The 17,841-nt window shown below is 73.2% G+C and carries 14 protein-coding genes; 8 read left to right on the top strand and 6 right to left on the bottom strand.

What is annotated here, in order from left to right; all coding sequences use genetic code 11:
- Positions 1-2 precede the first annotated feature (2 nt).
- On the bottom strand, positions 3-1,961 hold the full coding sequence (locus tag ACQPYN_RS19945; protein WP_433026544.1) for a molybdopterin oxidoreductase family protein: 1,959 nt from the start codon (positions 1,959-1,961) through the stop codon (positions 3-5).
- 216 nt (positions 1,962-2,177) lie between these two features.
- Between ACQPYN_RS19945 and ACQPYN_RS19940 the strand changes: the two genes are divergently transcribed.
- The 3 genes from ACQPYN_RS19940 to ACQPYN_RS19930 are packed head-to-tail and all read left to right on the top strand — an operon-like array spanning position 2,178 to position 4,664.
- Positions 2,178-2,690 carry a hypothetical protein gene (locus tag ACQPYN_RS19940; protein ID WP_433026541.1) on the top strand — a complete coding sequence of 171 codons (513 nt, stop codon included), beginning with the start codon at positions 2,178-2,180 and terminating at the stop codon, positions 2,688-2,690.
- Between the two features lie 52 nt (positions 2,691-2,742).
- A complete protein-coding gene (locus ACQPYN_RS19935; protein ID WP_433026538.1) occupies positions 2,743-3,597 on the top strand; it encodes an SDR family oxidoreductase in 855 nt (284 codons plus the stop codon).
- 47 nt (positions 3,598-3,644) lie between these two features.
- A complete protein-coding gene (locus ACQPYN_RS19930) occupies positions 3,645-4,664 on the top strand; it encodes an NAD-dependent formate dehydrogenase (RefSeq protein ID WP_433026535.1) in 1,020 nt (339 codons plus the stop codon).
- Between the two features lie 47 nt (positions 4,665-4,711).
- Here ACQPYN_RS19930 and ACQPYN_RS19925 read toward each other — a convergent pair whose 3' ends face one another.
- Positions 4,712-5,896, bottom strand: coding sequence for a fatty acid desaturase family protein (locus ACQPYN_RS19925; protein ID WP_433026532.1), 1,185 nt, complete (start codon positions 5,894-5,896; stop codon positions 4,712-4,714).
- Between the two features lie 301 nt (positions 5,897-6,197).
- Between ACQPYN_RS19925 and ACQPYN_RS19920 the strand changes: the two genes are divergently transcribed.
- Positions 6,198-7,757 (top strand): serine/threonine-protein kinase, encoded by a 1,560-nt coding sequence (locus ACQPYN_RS19920; RefSeq protein ID WP_433026529.1) that lies wholly within the window; start codon positions 6,198-6,200, stop codon positions 7,755-7,757.
- Positions 7,758-8,256: 499 nt separating this feature from the next.
- Here ACQPYN_RS19920 and ACQPYN_RS19915 read toward each other — a convergent pair whose 3' ends face one another.
- The 3 genes from ACQPYN_RS19915 to ACQPYN_RS19905 form a co-directional block, all read right to left on the bottom strand.
- Entirely contained in the window at positions 8,257-8,610 is a 354-nt protein-coding gene (locus ACQPYN_RS19915; RefSeq protein WP_433026526.1) for a hypothetical protein, read from the bottom strand.
- A 76-nt stretch (positions 8,611-8,686) separates the two neighbouring features.
- Positions 8,687-10,195, bottom strand: coding sequence for a multicopper oxidase family protein (locus tag ACQPYN_RS19910; protein ID WP_433026523.1), 1,509 nt, complete (start codon positions 10,193-10,195; stop codon positions 8,687-8,689).
- 31 nt (positions 10,196-10,226) lie between these two features.
- Entirely contained in the window at positions 10,227-10,676 is a 450-nt protein-coding gene (locus tag ACQPYN_RS19905) for a DUF6220 domain-containing protein (protein ID WP_433026520.1), read from the bottom strand.
- A gap of 302 nt (positions 10,677-10,978) precedes the next feature.
- Between ACQPYN_RS19905 and ACQPYN_RS19900 the strand changes: the two genes are divergently transcribed.
- Positions 10,979-11,254, top strand: coding sequence for a PspC domain-containing protein (locus ACQPYN_RS19900; RefSeq protein ID WP_433026517.1), 276 nt, complete (start codon positions 10,979-10,981; stop codon positions 11,252-11,254).
- A 71-nt stretch (positions 11,255-11,325) separates the two neighbouring features.
- Positions 11,326-13,380 (top strand): NAD(+) synthase, encoded by a 2,055-nt coding sequence (locus ACQPYN_RS19895; RefSeq protein ID WP_433026514.1) that lies wholly within the window; start codon positions 11,326-11,328, stop codon positions 13,378-13,380.
- Between the two features lies 1 nt (position 13,381).
- Here the strand turns inward: ACQPYN_RS19895 and ACQPYN_RS19890 are convergent, their stop codons facing one another.
- The gene (locus ACQPYN_RS19890; protein WP_433026511.1) at positions 13,382-14,260 is read right to left on the bottom strand and encodes an SCO6745 family protein; all 879 of its coding nucleotides are present in this window, start codon (positions 14,258-14,260) and stop codon (positions 13,382-13,384) included.
- A 330-nt stretch (positions 14,261-14,590) separates the two neighbouring features.
- Here ACQPYN_RS19890 and ACQPYN_RS19885 point away from each other — a divergent pair, with 330 nt between their 5' ends.
- Together ACQPYN_RS19885 and ACQPYN_RS19880 are read left to right on the top strand one after the other, a co-directional pair.
- Positions 14,591-16,966: a xanthine dehydrogenase family protein molybdopterin-binding subunit gene (locus tag ACQPYN_RS19885; RefSeq protein ID WP_433026508.1), complete on the top strand. Its 2,376-nt coding sequence runs from the start codon at positions 14,591-14,593 to the stop codon at positions 16,964-16,966.
- A 100-nt stretch (positions 16,967-17,066) separates the two neighbouring features.
- Positions 17,067-17,840 (top strand): hypothetical protein, encoded by a 774-nt coding sequence (locus ACQPYN_RS19880; RefSeq protein ID WP_433026505.1) that lies wholly within the window; start codon positions 17,067-17,069, stop codon positions 17,838-17,840.
- The last annotated feature ends 1 nt before the right edge of the window (position 17,841 follow it).

Raw genomic sequence — 17,841 nt, 5'->3', positions numbered from 1 at the left:
CGTCAGCTCCCCGCCGCGGGCAGCGGGCTCGTGTGGGCAGCCGTCTGGGCCGCCTTCCGGGCGCCGATCTTCTCGACACGGACGGCGGTGGCCTTGAACTCCGAGGTCCCCGACTTCGGGTCCCACGCGTCGTTCGTCAGCACGTTGACGTCGACCTCCTCGCTGAAGTGCGGTGTGAACGACGCGAGCCCCGGACGCAGGGACGGGTCGATGCCGATCGGTGCCTCGACCGCGCCGCGACGGGACACGACGCGCACCCGCTCGCCGTTCTCGATGCCGAGGCGGGCGGCATCCTCCGCGTCGATGCGCAACGACTCCGGCCGGCGCATGGGGGAGGCGTAGCCGCCGGTCTGCACCCCGGAGTTGTAGGCGTCGAGCAGGCGGACGGTGGTCAGGCGGATCGGGAACTCGTCGTCGAGGACGTCGACGGGCGCCACGTGCTCGACCGCGGTGAACGGCGCCGGCGTCCCGCGGTCGGCGGGGTCGTCGGCCCAGAGCCTCGCGTGCATGAGCGGCGTGCCGGGGTGGTCGAGCGACGGGCACGGCCACTGGATGCCGCCGAGCTCGTCGAGGCGCTCGTAGCTCATCCCGGCGTGCCAGTTGAGCGACACCGAGCGCAGCTCGTCCCACACCTCCTCGGCGGTGGGCTCGCCCCAGTCGTGCCCGAGCCTGGTCGCCAGCGCGCAGATGGCGTGGGTGTCCGGGCGCGCGAGCCCCGGCGGGTCGATCGCCTTGCGGACGCGCTGCACCCGGCGCTCGGAGTTCGTCACCGTGCCCTCGTACTCGCACCAGTCCGCCGTCGCGGGGAACACGACGTCGGCGAGCTCCGCGGTGGCCGTGCGGAAGATGTCCTGCACGATCAGGGTGTCCAGGCCCTCGAGCATGTGCCGGGCGTGGGTCGCGTTGGCCTCGGACTCCGCCGGGTTCTCCCCGATGCAGTAGAGGGCCTTGAGCTCGCCGCGCTCCATCGCCTCGAACATCTGGGACAGGTGCATCCCGGGCTCGCGGGGGTAGTCGTCGGTGCCCCAGACCGACGCGAAGCGGGCGCGGGCGTCCTCGTCGTGGACGTCGTAGCCCCCCGGCAGCTTGGCCGGGATCGAGCCCATGTCACCGCCGCCCTGGACGTTGTTCTGCCCGCGCAGCGGCACCAGCCCGGACCCGTAGCGGCCCACGTGCCCGGTGAGCAGCGCGAGGTTGATCAGCGCGAACACGTAGTCGGCCGCGTTGTGGTGCTCGGTGATGCCGAGCGTCCAGCAGATCTGGGCGCGGTCGGCGCGGGCGTAGGCGTGCGCGAGCTCGCGGATCGTCGCCGCCGGGACGCCGGTGATCTCCTCGCCGCGCTCCAGCGTGTACGGCTCGACCGTCGCCCGGTACTCCTCGAACCCCGTGGTCGCGCGCTCGACGAACGCCTCGTTCACCAGGCCGGCGTGGATGATCTCGCGGCCGATCGTGTTGGCCAGCGCGATGTCGGTGCCGACGTCGAGCCCGAGCCAGGCGTCGGCCCACTGCGCGGTCGAGGTGTGGCGCGGGTCCACGGAGTACATGCGGGTGCCGCGGCGGATGCCCTGCAGCACGTGGTGGAAGAAGATCGGGTGGGTCTCCCGCGCGTTGGAGCCCCACAGCACGATGAGGTCGGCGTGTTCCGCCTCCACGTAGGCGGAGGTGCCGCCGCCGGCACCGAACACCGTCGTCAGACCGACGACACTGGGAGCGTGTCAAGTGCGGTTGCAACTGTCGACGTTGTTGCTGCCCATCACCACCCGCGAGAACTTCTGCGCGGCGTAGTTCATCTCGTTGGTGGCCTTCGAGCAGCTGAACATCCCGAAGGCCTCGGCGGGCACGCCGCGCAGGCCGGCGGCGGCGCGCTCCAGCGCCTCGTCCCAGGTCGCCGGCCGCAGCTCGCCGTTCTCGCGGACCAGGGGTTCGGTCAGCCGGACGTGGCGGGGCCTACGAGTGCGCATGCCGAGCTCTCCTTCACCGACGGTGTCGTCGTCGTCACCACTGTAGGTGGCGTTGCGAGCCCCGTCACACGACGCGTCCCGGCCGTCGGAACACGCGGCGGGGCCACGACCCGTCCGCCCCCGGAACGTCGAGGGCGCTGACCTGTTTGGGGGAGACCTCTGTCCGGGAAACGAGGTGCTGCCGATGCAGCGAGGCACACGTCCCCAGGAGGAGTCATGGCCGGTAACCCGAAGGTCGAGCAGGTCGTCGAGCAGGTCCGCGGCCTGAACGAGCAGATCATGAGCCGCGCGCGCCAGGGCGGCGAGGAGTCGCTGCGGGCGTACAAGGAGCTGCTCGAGAACGTCGCCGAGGCCGAGGAGGCCGCCGGGAACCGCACGGCGGAGTGGGTGCAGGCCTTCGCGCGCGCCCAGGCGTCGTTCACCCGCGAGCTCGCCACGGCCTTCCCCGCGCTGCTCGAGCGCCTCGGCTCGGGGCTGGGCAGCGTGGCCGGGACCGCGGCGGACCAGGCGCGCAAGGTGCCCGGCGCCGAGACCGCGGAGGGCGAGGCCAAGGGCGCGGTGTCGGTGGAGGACGACCTGCCGATCAAGGACTACGACGACCTGAACGTCGGTGACGTCACGGCGAAGCTCGAGGGGCTCTCGGCCACGGACCTGGGCAAGATCGACGCCTACGAGCGCCGCACCAAGAACCGCAAGACGGTGCTCGACAAGATCGCCTCGCTGCGCTGACGGGCTCGCCCCCACGTTTCGGGGGCGGCCGTCGTCGTCAAGACCGTGGGGCATGAGCAGCGAGCAGCCCCCGCCCCAGGAACAGACCTACCCCGGCAGCACCGGATCGATGGACCCCGAGCCGAACGACGAGATGACCGGCTACGTCGGGCGCGACCTGCTGGCCGGCCGGAAGGCCCTGATCACCGGCGGCGACTCCGGCATCGGGCGCGCCGTGGCCGTCGCCTTCGCCGAGGAGGGCGCCGACGTCGCGCTGGCCTACCTCTCCGAGGGCGACGACGCGACGCACACGAAGAAGCTCGTCGAGGCCCGGGGCCGTCGGTGCGTGTGCCTGCCCGGGGACCTCGCCGACCGCGACCACTGCCGCCGCACCGTCGAGCGCGCCGCCGACGAGCTCGGCGGGCTCGACATCGTCGTCAACAACGCCGCCACCCAGGAGCCGGTCGGGTCGCTCGAGGAGCTCTCCGACGAGCAGTGGGCCCGCACGTTCGACGTGAACATCCACAGCTTCTTCTGGGTCACCAAGGACGCGCTGCCCCACCTGGGGGAGGGCTCCGCGATCATCAACACGGGCTCGGTGAACGGGCTGCGCGGCAACAAGTCGCTCATCGACTACTCGGCGACGAAGGGCGCGGTCCACGCGCTGACGTACTCGCTCGCGCAGGTCCTGCTGCCGCGCGGGATCCGCGTCAACTGCGTCGCGCCCGGCCCGGTGTGGACCCCGCTGATCCCGGCGACGATGCCCGAGGAGAAGGTCGACTCCTTCGGGGCGCAGGCCCCCATGGGCCGCCCCGCCTCGCCCGACGAGATCGCCCCGTCCTTCGTGTTCTTCGCGTCGGACCGGATGTCCTCGTACTACACCGGCGAGGTGCTCGCGCCCATCGGCGGGGAGACGCTGCCGGGCTGAGGCACGCCCCACCGATATCGGCGTCGGGCCGCCGGGTAGCCGACCTCATGAAGGTCGTCTACGTGTCCTACCCGTCGTCCGACGCCGTCGACGTCGACGTCCCCGCCAGTGCGGACCGGGCCCTCGGGCTGCGCGAGTTCCTCTCGGAGCGCGGCCACGAGCTGGTCACGACCACCGACACCGGCGAGGGGCTCGACGCCGAGCTCTCCGACGCCGAGGTCCTGATCACGACGCCGTTCTGGCCCGTCTACCTCGACGCCGAGCGCGTGTCGAAGGCGTCGAACCTCAAGCTGGTGATCACCGCGGGCATCGGCTCCGACCACACCGACCCCGAGACCGCGAAGCAGCACGGCATCACCGTCGCCGAGGTCACCGGCAGCAACGTCGTCAGCGTCGCCGAGCACAACGTCCTGCAGATCCTCGCGCTGGTCCGGAACTTCGTGCCGGCCCACACGGAGGCCCGCGAGGGAGGCTGGGACGTCGCGAAGATCGCCGGGCCGTCGCACGACCTCGAGGGCAAGACCGTCGGCATCGTGGGGCTCGGGGCGATCGGCGCCCGCACCGCGCTGCGGCTCAAGGGCTTCGACGTGCGGATGCTCTACTACGCCAACCACCGGCGCTCGGCCGGCGAGGAGGCCTCGCTGGGCGTGCGCTACGCCCGTCTCGACACCCTGGTCGCCGAGTCGGACGTCATCTGCCTGGCCCTGCCGCTGATGGAGGGCAGCCAGGCGCTGTTCGGTCCGGAGCGGCTGAAGGCGATGAAGCCGGGGTCCTGGTTGGTCAACACGGCCCGCGGCGCCATCGTCGACCGCGACGCGCTGGTCGAGGCCGTCGAGTCGGGGCACCTCGCGGGCTACGCCGGCGACACCTGGTACCCCCAGCCGGCGCCGGCCGACCACCCCTGGCGCTCGCTGCCCGAGGGCTCGGAGGCCATGACCATCCACTGCTCGGGGATGACCCAGGAGGCGCAGGCCAAGATCGCCGAGGGCGTCCGCGAGATGCTCGGGGCCCACCTCGACGGCCGCCCGATGCCCGACGACTTCGTGGTCGTCGATCCGGCGGCCTGACCCGTGAGCGAAATTCACGGCTATAGCCGTGAATTTCGCTCACGTACCTACGCGGCGACCGGCTCGTCGACCCGGACCTCGGTGCGGGGGGCCGGGACGTCGGCCTCGGCGACCGGCTTCTCGCGGCCCGTCAGGCGGTCGACGAAGCGCTTGAGCTCGCCGGCCACGGGGAGCGAGAGCTTCCAGATCGACCGGGTCGACTGCCAGAACTGCTTCGGGAACGGGCCCGTCGTGTAGGGCAGGTCCCAGCGGGCGCAGATGTCGCGCACCTTCTCCGCGATCTCCGGGTAGCGGTTCGACGGCAGGTCGGGGAAGAGGTGGTGCTCGATCTGGTAGCCCAGGTTCCCGCTCATGAGGTGCATGAGGTTCCCGCCGGTGAAGTTCGCCGAGCCCAGCAGCTGGCGCAGGTACCACTCGCCCCACGTCTCGCCCTCGAGCTCCTCCTCGGTGAACACCTCGGCACCGTCGGGGAAGTGGCCGCAGAAGATGATCGCGTAGGACCACACGTTGCGGATGAGGTTCGCCGTCGCGTTGGCCGCGATCGTCGCCGGGAAGAACGGGCCGGACAGGGCCGGGAAGAACACGTAGTCCTTGACCGCCTGCTTGCCGGCCTTGCGCCCGATCTGGCGGAGCTTGGCCTTCATCTCCTCGGGGTCGGCGTCGAGCTTCGCGGCGCCGTCGATGTCGAGGTCGTGCAGCGCCACGCCCCACTGGAACAGGAACATCAGCAGGGCGTTGTAGAGCGGCTGCCCCAGGTAGTACGGGTGCCACGGCTGGTCGGACGAGACCCGCAGGATCTCGTACCCGACGTCCTTGTCCTTGCCGATGACGTTCGTGTACGTGTGGTGCAGGTAGTTGTGGGAGTGCTTCCACTGCTCCGAGGGGCAGACGTTGTCCCACTCCCAGATGGCCGAGTGGATCTCCGGATCGTTCATCCAGTCCCACTGGCCGTGCATGACGTTGTGGCCGATCTCCATGTTCTCGATGATCTTGGAGGCGGCCAGGGCAGCGGTGCCGGCGAGCCACAGCGGCGGCAGGATGCTGCCGACGAGCGCCACACGCCCGCCGATCTCGAGGCGGCGCTGCAGCTTGATCACGCCGCGGATGTACGCGGCGTCGTCCTCACCGCGCGACGCCTCGACGTCGCGGCGGATCGCGTCGAACTCACGCCCGATGGCCGCGACATCGGCCTCGCTCAGGTGCGTGAACTCCTTGATGTCCGAAATCGCCATGACGGCGGTGACCTCCGCGTCGAATCGAGTACTTGAAGTACGCGGTACCGACGGTACCGGCTCCGCGTCGCGACAGGGGCCGTGATCGCTGTGTCCCCGCGCACCGGAGGTGGCATGGCCCAGGTCACAGGGCCGACCCCGGGGAGGGCGGCGGCCCCGGGTGGGGCGGTCGGCGTCGCGTGGCGGAGGTCGGCGAGGATGCGGCCGGACACGAACGGGTGACGTCCGGCCCGACCCGGATCGCTCGGTAACGGATTGGTCACGGCCCGCGATACACGGTCACGGAGCAGAGGGGAGGGGCATGTCGACACCGACCTCGGTGCCGAGCGCCATCTGGGACGCCCGGGCCACGATCGAGCCCGGACGCCGGGTCGCCGGCCGCTACCTGCTGCTCGCGCCCGTGGGGCGGGGCGGATCGGGATCCGTGTGGCGGGCCCACGACGAGCTGCTGGACCGTGACGTCGCGATCAAGCGGCTCCACGGGGGCCACGCGTTCGACGAGTCCCGTGCCCGCCAGGTCCGCGAGCGGGCGCACCGCGAGGGCCGCGTGGCCGCGCGGCTGCACCACCCCCGCCTGGCCGCCATCTTCGACATGACCGAGCTGGACGGCGAGGTCTGCCTGGTCATGGAGTACGTGGCCGCGCCGTCGCTGGCCGACCTCCTCGACCGCGAGGGCCTCCTGCCGCCGGCCCGGGTCGCCGCCATCGGCGCGCAGGTCGCCGACGGCCTGTGCGCCATGCACAGCCGCGGGATCGTCCACCGCGACGTGAAGCCCGCCAACATCATGATCGGCCACGACGACGTCGTGACGGTCACCGACTTCGGCATCGCCGTGGTCGACACCGACCCGGGCACCTCCGACCAGCTCGTCGCGGGCACGCCCCACTACATGGCGCCCGAGCTGGCCCGTGGCGGCATCGCGACCGCGGCCGCCGACGTCTTCTCCCTCGGCGCGACGCTCTACGCCGCGCTCGAGGGCACCCCGCCGGCCGGCGACGGGGGCAACGCCCTCGAGGTGCTCTCCCGGGTCGCCACCGGGCACGTCCAGCCCGCCCGCCGCGCGGGGGACCTGACGCCCGTGCTGCGCAGCCTGCTCGACCACGACCCGACGCGGCGGCCGAGTGCCGCGGAGGCGGCGCGGATGCTCGCCGCCCTGGCCGGGACGCCGGCGTCCGGCCCGCTCCCGGCGATCACGGCGCTGGCCGGGCTGTCGGCTCCTTCCGGGTCGGTGCCCGCCGTCCGGCTCCCGAGCGAGTCCCGGGCCTCCGATCCCCGGCCGTCCGATCCCCGGCCGTCCGATCCCCAGCCGGACGCCGACGAGTCCCACACCGGCCCTATCGCCGTCCCGGCCGCCGTCTCCGCCGCCCTGGCCGCCTCCCGGGCCCGCACCCGCGTGGCCACGTCGGTGGATGACGGGGCGGGCGCCCTGCGCTCCCGTTCCTCCCGGAAGGTCGCCGCCGTCGGTGCCGGGCTGGTCGGGATGCTGGGCGCCGCGGGGCTCGTGGCGGCGTCGACGAACACGTCGGACCCGTTGCCGATCGCGGCGCCCGAGGTCGGCGCCACGCCCCTGGCCGCCCCGGTGCCGATCGCGGCGCCGCCGGTGATCCCGGCCGACCCCGAGCCCACCACGACCACCACGTCGTCGTCCCGGGCCTCGGCGGTCGAGGACGTGGCCTCGTCGTCGGAAGCCTCGGACTCCACGTCGACCACCACGCGGCGCACCCGTGACGCCGACGCCCGGGCCGCCGAGGCCTGGGACCGCTGGTTCGACCGCTGGCGGGCGCAGGCGCGCGCGGGCGACGGCGCCGACGACCGGGGCGACCACCGTCCCCGCGGTCGGGCGCGCGGTCACCACCGCTGACCGACGTCGCCGTCGCATCGAGCACTGACCGAGCGCGAACCGAGCACGGTCCGGCTGAGCCGGACGAGGGCGGCCTGCTGCGCCGATCGGGGAGCCGCGCCTAGGCGGTCGCGCGGTCCTCGTCGTGGGGGCTGCGGGGCGCGGGCACGCGCGGAGCCGGCTCCTCGCGGCGCGGCGCGGGCGTGCTCGGCGTCGCCGGCCTGCGCGGAACCCGGCGGATGCGTGGTTCGTGGATCAGGTGATCGTGGCCCCGGCGTGGCATCGTGCCTCCCCCGTGCCCGTCGATGACGGGCGTCGACCAGCGAGGCTAGGGCCACCCGTGCGGGTGACGCTGTACGTCATTGTGCGTACGTCGCCGCGCAGTCGGGCTCGCGACGACGGCCTTTCCGCCGAGGGGACCGCCCGGTACGTTCCGACTCCGGGGCGGCGGCCGGTGCGGACGAGGGGCCCGCACCGGCACATGCGCCCCGGTCCCCGTCGCTCGCGACGAGCCCGGTGCTCAGGCCAGCGCCTCGCAGAGCTCCAGGGGATCGGCGTCGGCCGCCAGGGGCAGCGGCGACCAGCGCGGCGCCCGCCGCGAGGCGGCGTCGCCGGTGACGGTCCACCCGGTGTCCGGCGTCCAGTGCAGCGCGCGCACGGACGGCGGCGGGTCGGCGAGCACGTTCAGCGTGAACCCGGACCCCGTCGTGTCGGGCACGGTCTCGACGTCGTCGCCGTCGAGCAGGTCCAGGGCGTGGACCACGGCCTCGGCGCACCGGGTGGCGTACTCCGGCACCCAGGAGTCCACCCAGGAGTCCACCCGGGACCCCGCCCAGGTCGTCGCGGTGCCGGTCTCGGCAGGGGGAGCGGTCATCGGTCGGTCACCTCCGGAGGTCCCCTCCAGGGGACCGCGTGGTTACCGACCAGTATCCCCGCGTCGGACGGGTGGTTCACTCCGGGTCGTTGTGGCTGTCGCCACCGACGCGATACGGCGTCGTCACCCCCTCGTACATGAGGTGTGCCATGAGCCCCTCGGCCGGATGGGTCAGGTTGTGGCAGTGGTCCATCCAGAGCCCGGGGTTGTCGGCCACGAACGCGATGTCGTAGGTGTGGCCGTCCTGCGCGTCGAGGCTGTCGACCCACCACGGGCTGCCGGTGGCCGGCACGCCGTCGCGGGCGAGCACGACGGCGTGGTGCCCGTGCAGGTGCATGGGGTGCAGCTCGCCGCTGCGGTTGTCGATGTGCATCCGGACGACGTCACCGGTGCGCACCACGTACATCGGCACGTCGGGCCACATGTGGCCGTTGACGGTCCAGAACAGGCCCGGCGCCCCGTCGATGAACCCCGGGCGGCGGCCGATGACGTAGTCGAAGCGCCGGGTCGCCGCATCCGGGTCGAAGGCCAGGGCGGCCGGGGCGCCGTAGTGCATCGGGTCGAGGTCGCGCGCGGGGCGGGGGGTCACCGGCAGCGGGCGACCGAACGTCACGGCCGAGGCCCCGCCGATCTCGACCCGCACGCCGGCGCCGTCGGCGGGCAGGTCGATCTCGAGGTCGGCGCGTGCCCCGGCCGTCACCGACAGCGCGTCGGTGGTGGGCGTCGGGGCGTTCACGTCGTGGCCGTCGATCGCGACCAGGCGGTAGGGCGCACCGCCGACCCACGTCTGGACCGGGCCGTTGTCGGTGTTCACGACACGGACGCGCACCCGCGTGCCCGGGGCGCCCTCGGCCGGGACGTCGCCCTCGAGACCGTTGACCGTGCGGCGGCCCTCGTAGACGTGGGTCACGGCGGTGATGTCAGCGGTGTCGTCCAGACCCTCGATGTCACCCAGCCCCTCGGTGGGCGTCACCACGAGGGCGCCGAAGAGACCGCCCCGGACCTGCGGGTCCGCCACCTGGTGCGAGTGGTACCAGTAGGTGCCGGCCTGGTCGGCGCGGAACCGGTAGACGAACGAGCCGCCGATCGGCACCGCGTCCTGGGTCACGCCGGCGACGCCGTCGTCACCCGCGGGCACGTCGTAGCCGTGCCAGTGCAGGGTGACGCCCTCGGCCACGTTCTCGTTGACCAGACGGACCTGCACCATCTGCCCCTGCACCGCACGGATCTCCGGGCCGGGTGTCGTGCCGTTGAGGGTGAAGCCGTCGATCACCCGGCCCGACGGCAGCGTCACGCGGCCGCCGCGCGCGACGAGCGTGACGTCGACGTCGGCCGGACCCGGCGGCTCGCGCAGGGCGTCCACCGACGCGCCGGCCATGCCCGCCGTGCCGTGCATCGCGTGGTCGCCGGCGGGGCCGCCGCCGAAGTCCGGCGTCCCCATGTCCGCCACGGAGTACGAGGCGGGCATGAGGCTGCCGAACCACATCCACCCGAGCGGCACCAGCACCACGAGCGCGACGACGACGGCCACCAGGGACCGACGGGGAACCCCGGTGCGCCACGTCCGGCGCCGCGCCCGCAGCATCTGGTGTCCTGGCTCCGGTCCGGTCCGCCGATCAGGCCATCGCGACCGGCTCGCGCGTGGTGCGCGGGACGCCCGTGAGGCGCGCGGAGAGCACGGCGGTGACGAGGATGGCCAGAGCCAGGGCGCCGTGGAGCATGCCCAGGGCCGGCACGGAGTGGGACACGATGCCGAGGAGCACCTGTGCCACGACCATGACGAACAGGGCCGCGGCGAGCGCCACGCCCCGGGGCAGCTTCGCGAAGAACGAGACGATCAGCAGCAGCAGCGCCACGGCCGGCACGATGATCGTGCCGTTCATCCCGTGGACCATGAAGCCCACGACGCCGTCGAACTCCACGCCGCTCTCCATCGACGCCTGGTCGAGCACGCCGCCGCCCTGGATCCAGGCGGAGAGACCGAAGAGGGCCCACGCGATGGCCGCCGCCTGGACGACCACCTCCAGGGCGAGGATCCAGGCCAGCACCCGATAGGTCGTCTGCACGATCGACCCCTTTCCGCGGGGTCGACGGGTCCGGCGGCGCCGGCTCGTTCCCGCACCAGTCCTTGTGGTGGTCGCCGGGTGGTCCGGCGTGGCGCTCACTGTAAGTCAGGTCACGGGCGGATGGCTAGGCCATCAGGGTGAGTAGATCGGCGCGAGCCGGGTGAAAGTGACGGAGCGTCGAAATGCGCCCACCACGACCGCAGCCCCGACCCCGGACCCCGAGACGTCCGGGGTGAGGTCCGGGGTCGGACCCGGGGCGATCCCGGAGGTCGGGCGCCCGTCCCCGCAGCAGGCTCGAGGTCATGAGCACACCCGGAACCCCTGCCCCGACCACCCTCGGCTTCCGACGCAGCGTCGGTGACCGCTGGATCGCCGGCGTGTGCGGCGGGATCGCCGCCCGCACCGGACTCGACGTCAATCTCGTCCGCGTGGCCGCGGTACTCCTGGCCGTGTTCGGGCACCTGATCGGTCTGATCGCCTACCTGGCTGCCTGGGCCCTGGTGCCCGAGGAGGGCCCGGAGGACCGCACCGACCCGGCCGGCCCGTCGACACCCCCGGCGGCCCCGACCACGGTCTGAGGCCCCGGCGCGGGCGGGCGATCTACGCTCGCCCGCGTCGTCGCGCAGGAAGGCCAGGAGGACACCCGGACATGCCCAGCCCGCCCTTCACGTCGGTGTACCACCAGGGCTTCGTGCGCGTCGCCGCCGCGACGATCCGCACGACGATCGCCGAGCCGGCCGCCAACGCGTCCTCACTGCTCACCGTGGCGCGCGAGTGCCACGACGACGGCGTCGGACTCGTGGTGTTCCCGGAGCTCACGCTCTCGGGCTACTCGATCGAGGACCTGCTGATGCAGGACACGCTGATCGACGCGGTCGTCGACGCGCTGGGCGATGTCGTCGCGGCGTCCGCCGAGCTCACCCCGGTGCTGGTCGTCGGCGCGCCCCTGCGCCACCGGCACCGCATCTACAACGGCGCGGTCGTGATCCACCGTGGGCGGGTGCTCGGCGTGGTGCCGAAGACCTACCTGCCGAACTACCGCGAGTTCTACGAGCCCCGCCAGCTCGCGGCCGGCGAGGGCGAGGGCGGCACCACCCGGCTGCTCGGCGAGGACGTGCCGTTCGGCTCCGACCTGCTCTTCGCCGCCACCGACGTCGACGGCCTGGTGGTGCACGTCGAGGTCTGCGAGGACATGTTCGTCCCGATCCCGCCCAGTGCCGAGGCGGCGCTGGCGGGGGCGACGGTGCTGGCGAACCTGTCGGGCAGCCCCATCACGGTCGGGCGCGCCGACGACCGCCAGCTCCTGGCCCGGTCGGCCTCGGCACGCTGCTCGGCGGCCTACCTCTACGCCGCGGCCGGCGACGGGGAGTCGACCACCGAGGTCTCGTGGGACGGCCAGACCAGCATCCACGAGAACGGTGCGCTGCTGGCCGAGACCGAGCGGTTCCCGGCCGGTGAGCGCCACGCCGTCGCCGACGTCGACCTGCGCCTGCTGCGCTCCGAGCGCCTGCGGATGGGGACGTTCGACGACAACCGGCGCCACCACGCGCGGACGTCCTCGACGACGTTCCGCACCGTCGAGTTCACCCTCGACCCGCCGACCGGCGACCTCGGGTTCCGGCGCGACGTCGAGCGCTTCCCGTTCGTGCCGACCGACCCCGCCCGTCTCGAGCAGGACTGCTACGAGGCCTACAACATCCAGGTCGCCGGCCTCCTGCAGCGGCTGCGGGCGATCGGCGACGCCAAGGTCGTCATCGGCGTCTCGGGCGGGCTCGACTCCACCCACGCGCTGATCGTGGCCGCCCGCGCGATGGACCGCGCCGGCCGTCCGCGCTCGGACATCCTCGCCTTCACGCTGCCCGGCTTCGCGACGGGCGAGCGCACGAAGTCCAACGCGCAGCGCCTGTCGGAGGCCCTCGGGGTCACGTTCGAGACGATCGACATCACCGAGACGGCCCGGCTCATGCTGCGCGAGCTCGGCCACCCGTTCTCCTCCGGCGAGCCCGTCTACGACGTGACCTTCGAGAACGTCCAGGCCGGGCTGCGCACCGACTACCTCTTCCGTGCGGCCAACCAGCGCGGCGGCATCGTCGTCGGCACCGGCGACCTCTCCGAGGCCGCGCTGGGGTGGTCGACCTACGGCGTCGGCGACCAGATGTCGCACTACACGGTCAACACCGGCGTCCCGAAGACGCTCGTGCAGCACCTCATCCGCTGGGTGATCAGTTCGGAGCAGTTCGACGACGACGTCGCCGAGGTGCTGTCCGACGTGCTCGACACCGAGATCAGCCCGGAGCTCGTGCCCGCGGACTCCGACCAGGAGATCCAGTCGAGCGAGCAGAAGATCGGGCCGTACAACCTGCAGGACTTCACCCTGTACTGGGTGCTGCGCTACGGGTTCCGGCCCTCGCGGATCGCGTTCCTCGCCTGGCACGCCTGGCACGACCTCGACGCCGGCTCCTGGCCGCCCGGCTTCCCCGAGGGCGACCGCGAGGCCTACGACCTCGCCGAGATCCGGCGGTGGCTGCAGGTGTTCGCGCAGCGCTTCTTCGGCTTCGCGCAGTTCAAGCGCTCGGCGATGCCCAACGGGCCGAAGGTCGTCGCCGGCGGGTCGCTCTCGCCGCGCGGGGACTGGCGTGCCCCGTCGGACTCCTCGGCGACGATCTGGCTCGAGGAGATCGAGGCGCACGTGCCGGAGTCGTGAGTCAGCCGGCGGCGCGCTTGTAGGGGTCGGCGGGGAACCAGCCGCGGGCCACGACGGCCTCGGACCACCTCGCCAGCGCGTCGACGGTGCGGTCGAGGCCGTCGCCGATGAGGTCGACGATCGGCTGCTGGGCGAGGTCGGTGGCCTCCTCGATGCCGGCGCGCACGCGGCGGCCCTCGTCGGAGAGCGCGTCCCCCTCGAGCAGGCCGCGACGCCGCAGGCGCCCGATCGCGGCGTCCATCGACTCCGGCGACCACCCGCGGGTGGACGTGTACTCCAGCAGGTCGAACCCCACCCACAGCTCGGTGAGGACGTTGGCCTCGATGCCGTCGAGCCCGGCGGCGACGCAGGCGGCGACGTGGGAGTCGCCGCGGTGCTCGCGCAGCAGGGACGTGGCGTGCCAGAGCCGGCCGTGGGCCTGGTCGGGCCAGGGCAGCGCCCCCATGCCCGCGAAGAGCGGGCGTCCCATGAGGTCGGCGGCGGCGAGCCCGGTGCGCAGGGTGTCGACCACGCCGTCCACCTCGACCTCGTCGACCCCCGCGAGCGCGCGGCCCTGCTGCAGCTGCGCCACCGAGCACGAGGCGCGGGCCTGGTCCCAGAGGCCGCCGGCCAGGTCCGGCTCGAACACGGCGAAGGTCGACGCCACCACCGTGCCGGGGACGTCGCCGAGCACCGAGGCGCGCCCGCCGACATAGCCGGCGAGGAAGTCGAGGCCCGCCGCCGCGGCCTGGTCGGCGGCCGGCTCGCTCCACACGGTCACCATGGCCAGCGGCTCGAGGGCGTCGCGCAGCCGGCGGGCCGGCGTCGCGGCGGCGGCCGGGTCGGCGACCGGCCCCGTCCGGGGTGTGCAGAAGGTGGCCCGGGCCTCCGCGAAGTCCATGACGCGGATCGTGGCTCGGGTCCTCCCGGGCGTCCAGCGCGGGCCGGGTCGGGCAGGGCGGTCCGCCCACCGGAAACCGGACTCGACGGACCCCACGGCGTCTGATCTTCTGTGCTCGTCGGCACAGGAGCGACGAGGAGGACGCGTGGGGCAGGTCGGTGACGGCGCTCGGGCGCCCGGCGTGCACGGACGCCCCCGCACGCCCATGCTGACCGGGAACCGCCGGCATCGTCCCCGTCGGCGCGACGACCGCCTGGCCCGGCCGGTGCCCACGGGAGCACCGCCCACGATCACCACCACGACGACTCTCGACTCTCAGGAGCAGCACCGATGACCATCACCCCCAGTCGGTCCGGATCGATCTTCGGTCACTCGGTCAAGCGCACCGAGGACCAGGGGCTGATCACCGGGGCCGAGAGCTACACCGGTGACCTGCCGATCGAGGGCTCGCTGCACGTGGTCTTCGTGCGCTCGCCGATGGCCCACGGGACGCTGAACTCCGTGGACGTCGAGGAGGCGCGCACGAAGCCGGGCGTCGTCGGGGTCTACGTCGACGGCGACCTGCAGATCGCCGACCGGCCCGGCCTGCCCGGCGTCGTGCCCGACGCGATGTCCCGCCCGCCGCTGGCCCGCGGGCGCGTCCGGTTCGTCGGCGACATCATCGCCGCCGTCGTCGCCGAGACCTCCGGCCAGGCGCTCGACGCCGCCGAGTCGGTGTTCCCCGACATCGACCCGCTGCCCGCGGTGGTCGGCATCGAGGAGGCCATGGCCGAGGGCGCCCCGGTGATCTTCGAGGAGCACGGGTCCAACGTCGTCGCGGGCGCCGGTACCGGTGAGGTCGAGGGCATCTTCGACACCGCCGACACCGTCGTCTCCGGCAAGTTCTACAACCAGCGTCTCGCGGGCGTGCCGATGGAGCCGAACGCGGCCGTCGCCGTCCCCGGCGAGCCCGAGGGCGGCGTCACCCTGTGGCTGTCGGTCCAGACCCCGCACGGCGCCCGCGACGCGCTCGCCGGCGACCTGGGCCTCGAGGCCGAGCAGGTCCGCGTGATCGCCCCGCGCGTGGGCGGCGGCTTCGGCCCCAAGGCCACGGCCTACCCCGAGTACTCGATCGCCGCCCGCGCCGCGATGGAGCTCGGGCGCCCCGTGCGCTGGACCGAGACACGCTCGGAGAACATGCTCTCGATGGTGCACGGGCGCGCCCAGGTGCAGCACGTCGAGCTCGGCGTCAAGAACGACGGACGCATCGTCGGTCTGCGCGCCTCGGTGGTCGGCGACGGCGGCATGTACCCGGCCGTCGGGACGATCCTGCCGAGCCTCACCCAGCTGATGGCCCAGGGCGTCTACGACATCCCGGCCATCGACTTCGCCTGGAAGACCGTGGTCACCAACACCACGACCACCGGGGCCTACCGCGGGGCCGGCCGTCCCGAGGCGACCCAGCTGCTCGAGCGCATCATCGACATGGCCGCCGACGAGATCGGCATGGATCCGCTCGAGATGCGCCGGAAGAACTTCCTGCAGCCCGACAAGTTCCCGATGACCAGCCTCACCGGCGCCGAGTACGACAACGCCGAGCACGAGAAGGCGCTCGACGCGGTCAAGGTCGCGGCCGACTACGACGGCCTGCGCGCCGAGCAGGAGCGCCGCCGCGCCGAGGGCAGCCGCACCGCCATGGGCATCGGGGTCGCCTCGTACGTCGAGGTCACCGCCCCGCTGGGGCTCGACGGCGAGTACGGCTCGGCCCAGGCGCACCCCGACGGCACGTTCACGGTCATGGCCGGGACGAGCGCGCACGGCCAGGGCCACGAGACCGCCTACGCCCAGCTCGCGGCGGGCGTCCTCGGCGTGCCGATGGAGAAGATCAAGGTCGTCCAGTCCGACACCGCGCTGGTGCGCAGCGGCGCCGGGACCCTGGGGTCACGCTCGCTGCAGACCGGCGGCAGCGCCATCCACAACGCGTCCGAGCAGCTGGTGTCGCGGGCCAAGGAGATCGCCGCGCACCTGCTCGAGGCCGGGGTGGAGGACATCGAGCAGACCGACGGCGGCTTCGGCGTGAAGGGCATCGCCGACCGCGAGATCACCTGGGCGCAGGTGGCGACGGCGTCGGAGGACGGGTCGGGCACCGAGGACGGCGCCGCCGCCCCGATGCTCCAGGAGCTCGACTTCAAGCAGGGCCAGTCGAGCTTCCCGTTCGGCTCCCACATCGCCGTCGTGGACGTCGACCTCGACACCGGCATGGTCCGCCAGCGCCGCCACGTCGCCGTCGACGACGCGGGCCGCATCCTCAACCCGATGCTCGTCGCCGGGCAGCAGCACGGCGGCATCGCCCAGGGCATCTCGCAGGCCCTCTACGAGCGGGTCACGTTCGACGAGGACGGCAACCCGACCAGCGGCAACCTGGCGTCGTACACCATCCCGTCGGCGGCGGACCTGCCGTCGTTCGAGACGTCGAACACCGAGACCCCGACCCACCTCAACCCGATCGGCGCGAAGGGGATCGGGGAGTCGGGCACGATCGGCTCGACGCCCGCGGTGCACAACGCCGTGATCGACGCGCTGTCCCACCTCGGGGTGCGGCACATCGACATGCCGCTGACCCCGGAGGCGGTGTGGCGCGCGATCGCGGGTGCGTCCGCCGGCGACCCGGCCGACCGCTCGCCCGCCGGCCCGGAGTACGCCGGGGAGCCGGGCCCCCAGCACTGACCGTCCCCTCCGGGAGCGATCTTCGGGCCTATGGGCCCGAGGATCGCTCCCGTAGCCTCCTGCCTCGGTCGGGGCGGGCGGGAGCGGGGGAGGGCCGGGGATGATCGCGTGGCTGGGGGACGCCCCGTTGCCGCTCTTGACGGCGGCGGTCTTCCTCGCGATCTACGTGGCGTGCGCGCTCGTCATCGCCGTGCTGGTCCTGGTGCGGCGGTGGGGGTACGGCGACGTGCTCGGCCCGCTGAGCCCCGGGCTGCTGGCCCCCATGGGCCTCATCTTCGGCCTGCTGACCGGGTTCCTCGTCGCCGATGTGTGGGCCGACCGTGACGACGCCGCGGCGTCCGTGAGCCAGGAGGCGAGCGCCCTGCGCGACATCGACCTGCTCATGGGCACGTTCCCCGCCCAGCAGCCCCAGGTCCGCACGCTGCTGCGCGGCCAGATCGAGCAGTACGTCGCCGTCGAGTGGCCGCAGATGGCCGACGGGCAGGCCACGATCAGCGTCGCGCCCGGCGGGCTCGTGCAGGTGCAGGACGTCGTGCTGTCCCTGCCGGTGCGGACCGAGGGCGAGCGCGTGGCCGAGGACCGGCTCGTCACCGCCGTCGACGCCGCCCTCGAGGCCCGCCGGACCCGACTCGTGCTCAGCGGATCGGCCATCGACCCGCTGCGGCTGACCGCGCTGTACCTGGTCGCGGTCACGACGCTCGCCGCGACCGCCTGCGTCCACGCCGACCGGCCGCGCCGCGCCGCGGTGTCCCTCGTCCTGCTCGGCACGGCGATGGCGCTGGCCCTCACGCTGCTCTGCGCGCAGGCGGCACCCTTCGCGGGCTACTTCGCGATCGACCCCGATCTCCTGCTGCAGGTGCGCCCCGCGCCGTGAG

Source organism: Actinomycetospora sp. CA-053990 (assembly GCF_050948445.1).
GTDB lineage: Bacteria > Actinomycetota > Actinomycetes > Mycobacteriales > Pseudonocardiaceae > Actinomycetospora > Actinomycetospora callitridis.
This window is presented reverse-complemented; position numbering and strand designations above follow the sequence as displayed.

What these genes read in the sequence shown, in the direction of transcription:
- ACQPYN_RS19940 (WP_433026541.1), top strand. Translation starts at nt 2,178, where the DNA reads ATGGCCGGTAACCCGAAGGTCGAGCAGGTCGTCGAGCAGGTCCGCGGC.
- ACQPYN_RS19935 (WP_433026538.1), top strand. Translation starts at nt 2,743, where the DNA reads ATGAGCAGCGAGCAGCCCCCGCCCCAGGAACAGACCTACCCCGGCAGC.
- ACQPYN_RS19930 (WP_433026535.1), top strand. Translation starts at nt 3,645, where the DNA reads ATGAAGGTCGTCTACGTGTCCTACCCGTCGTCCGACGCCGTCGACGTC.
- ACQPYN_RS19925 (WP_433026532.1), bottom strand. Translation starts at nt 5,896, where the DNA reads ATGGCGATTTCGGACATCAAGGAGTTCACGCACCTGAGCGAGGCCGAT.
- ACQPYN_RS19920 (WP_433026529.1), top strand. Translation starts at nt 6,198, where the DNA reads ATGTCGACACCGACCTCGGTGCCGAGCGCCATCTGGGACGCCCGGGCC.
- ACQPYN_RS19915 (WP_433026526.1), bottom strand. Translation starts at nt 8,610, where the DNA reads ATGACCGCTCCCCCTGCCGAGACCGGCACCGCGACGACCTGGGCGGGG.
- ACQPYN_RS19910 (WP_433026523.1), bottom strand. Translation starts at nt 10,195, where the DNA reads ATGCTGCGGGCGCGGCGCCGGACGTGGCGCACCGGGGTTCCCCGTCGG.
- ACQPYN_RS19900 (WP_433026517.1), top strand. Translation starts at nt 10,979, where the DNA reads ATGAGCACACCCGGAACCCCTGCCCCGACCACCCTCGGCTTCCGACGC.
- ACQPYN_RS19895 (WP_433026514.1), top strand. Translation starts at nt 11,326, where the DNA reads ATGCCCAGCCCGCCCTTCACGTCGGTGTACCACCAGGGCTTCGTGCGC.
- ACQPYN_RS19890 (WP_433026511.1), bottom strand. Translation starts at nt 14,260, where the DNA reads ATGGACTTCGCGGAGGCCCGGGCCACCTTCTGCACACCCCGGACGGGG.
- ACQPYN_RS19885 (WP_433026508.1), top strand. Translation starts at nt 14,591, where the DNA reads ATGACCATCACCCCCAGTCGGTCCGGATCGATCTTCGGTCACTCGGTC.
- ACQPYN_RS19880 (WP_433026505.1), top strand. Translation starts at nt 17,067, where the DNA reads ATGATCGCGTGGCTGGGGGACGCCCCGTTGCCGCTCTTGACGGCGGCG.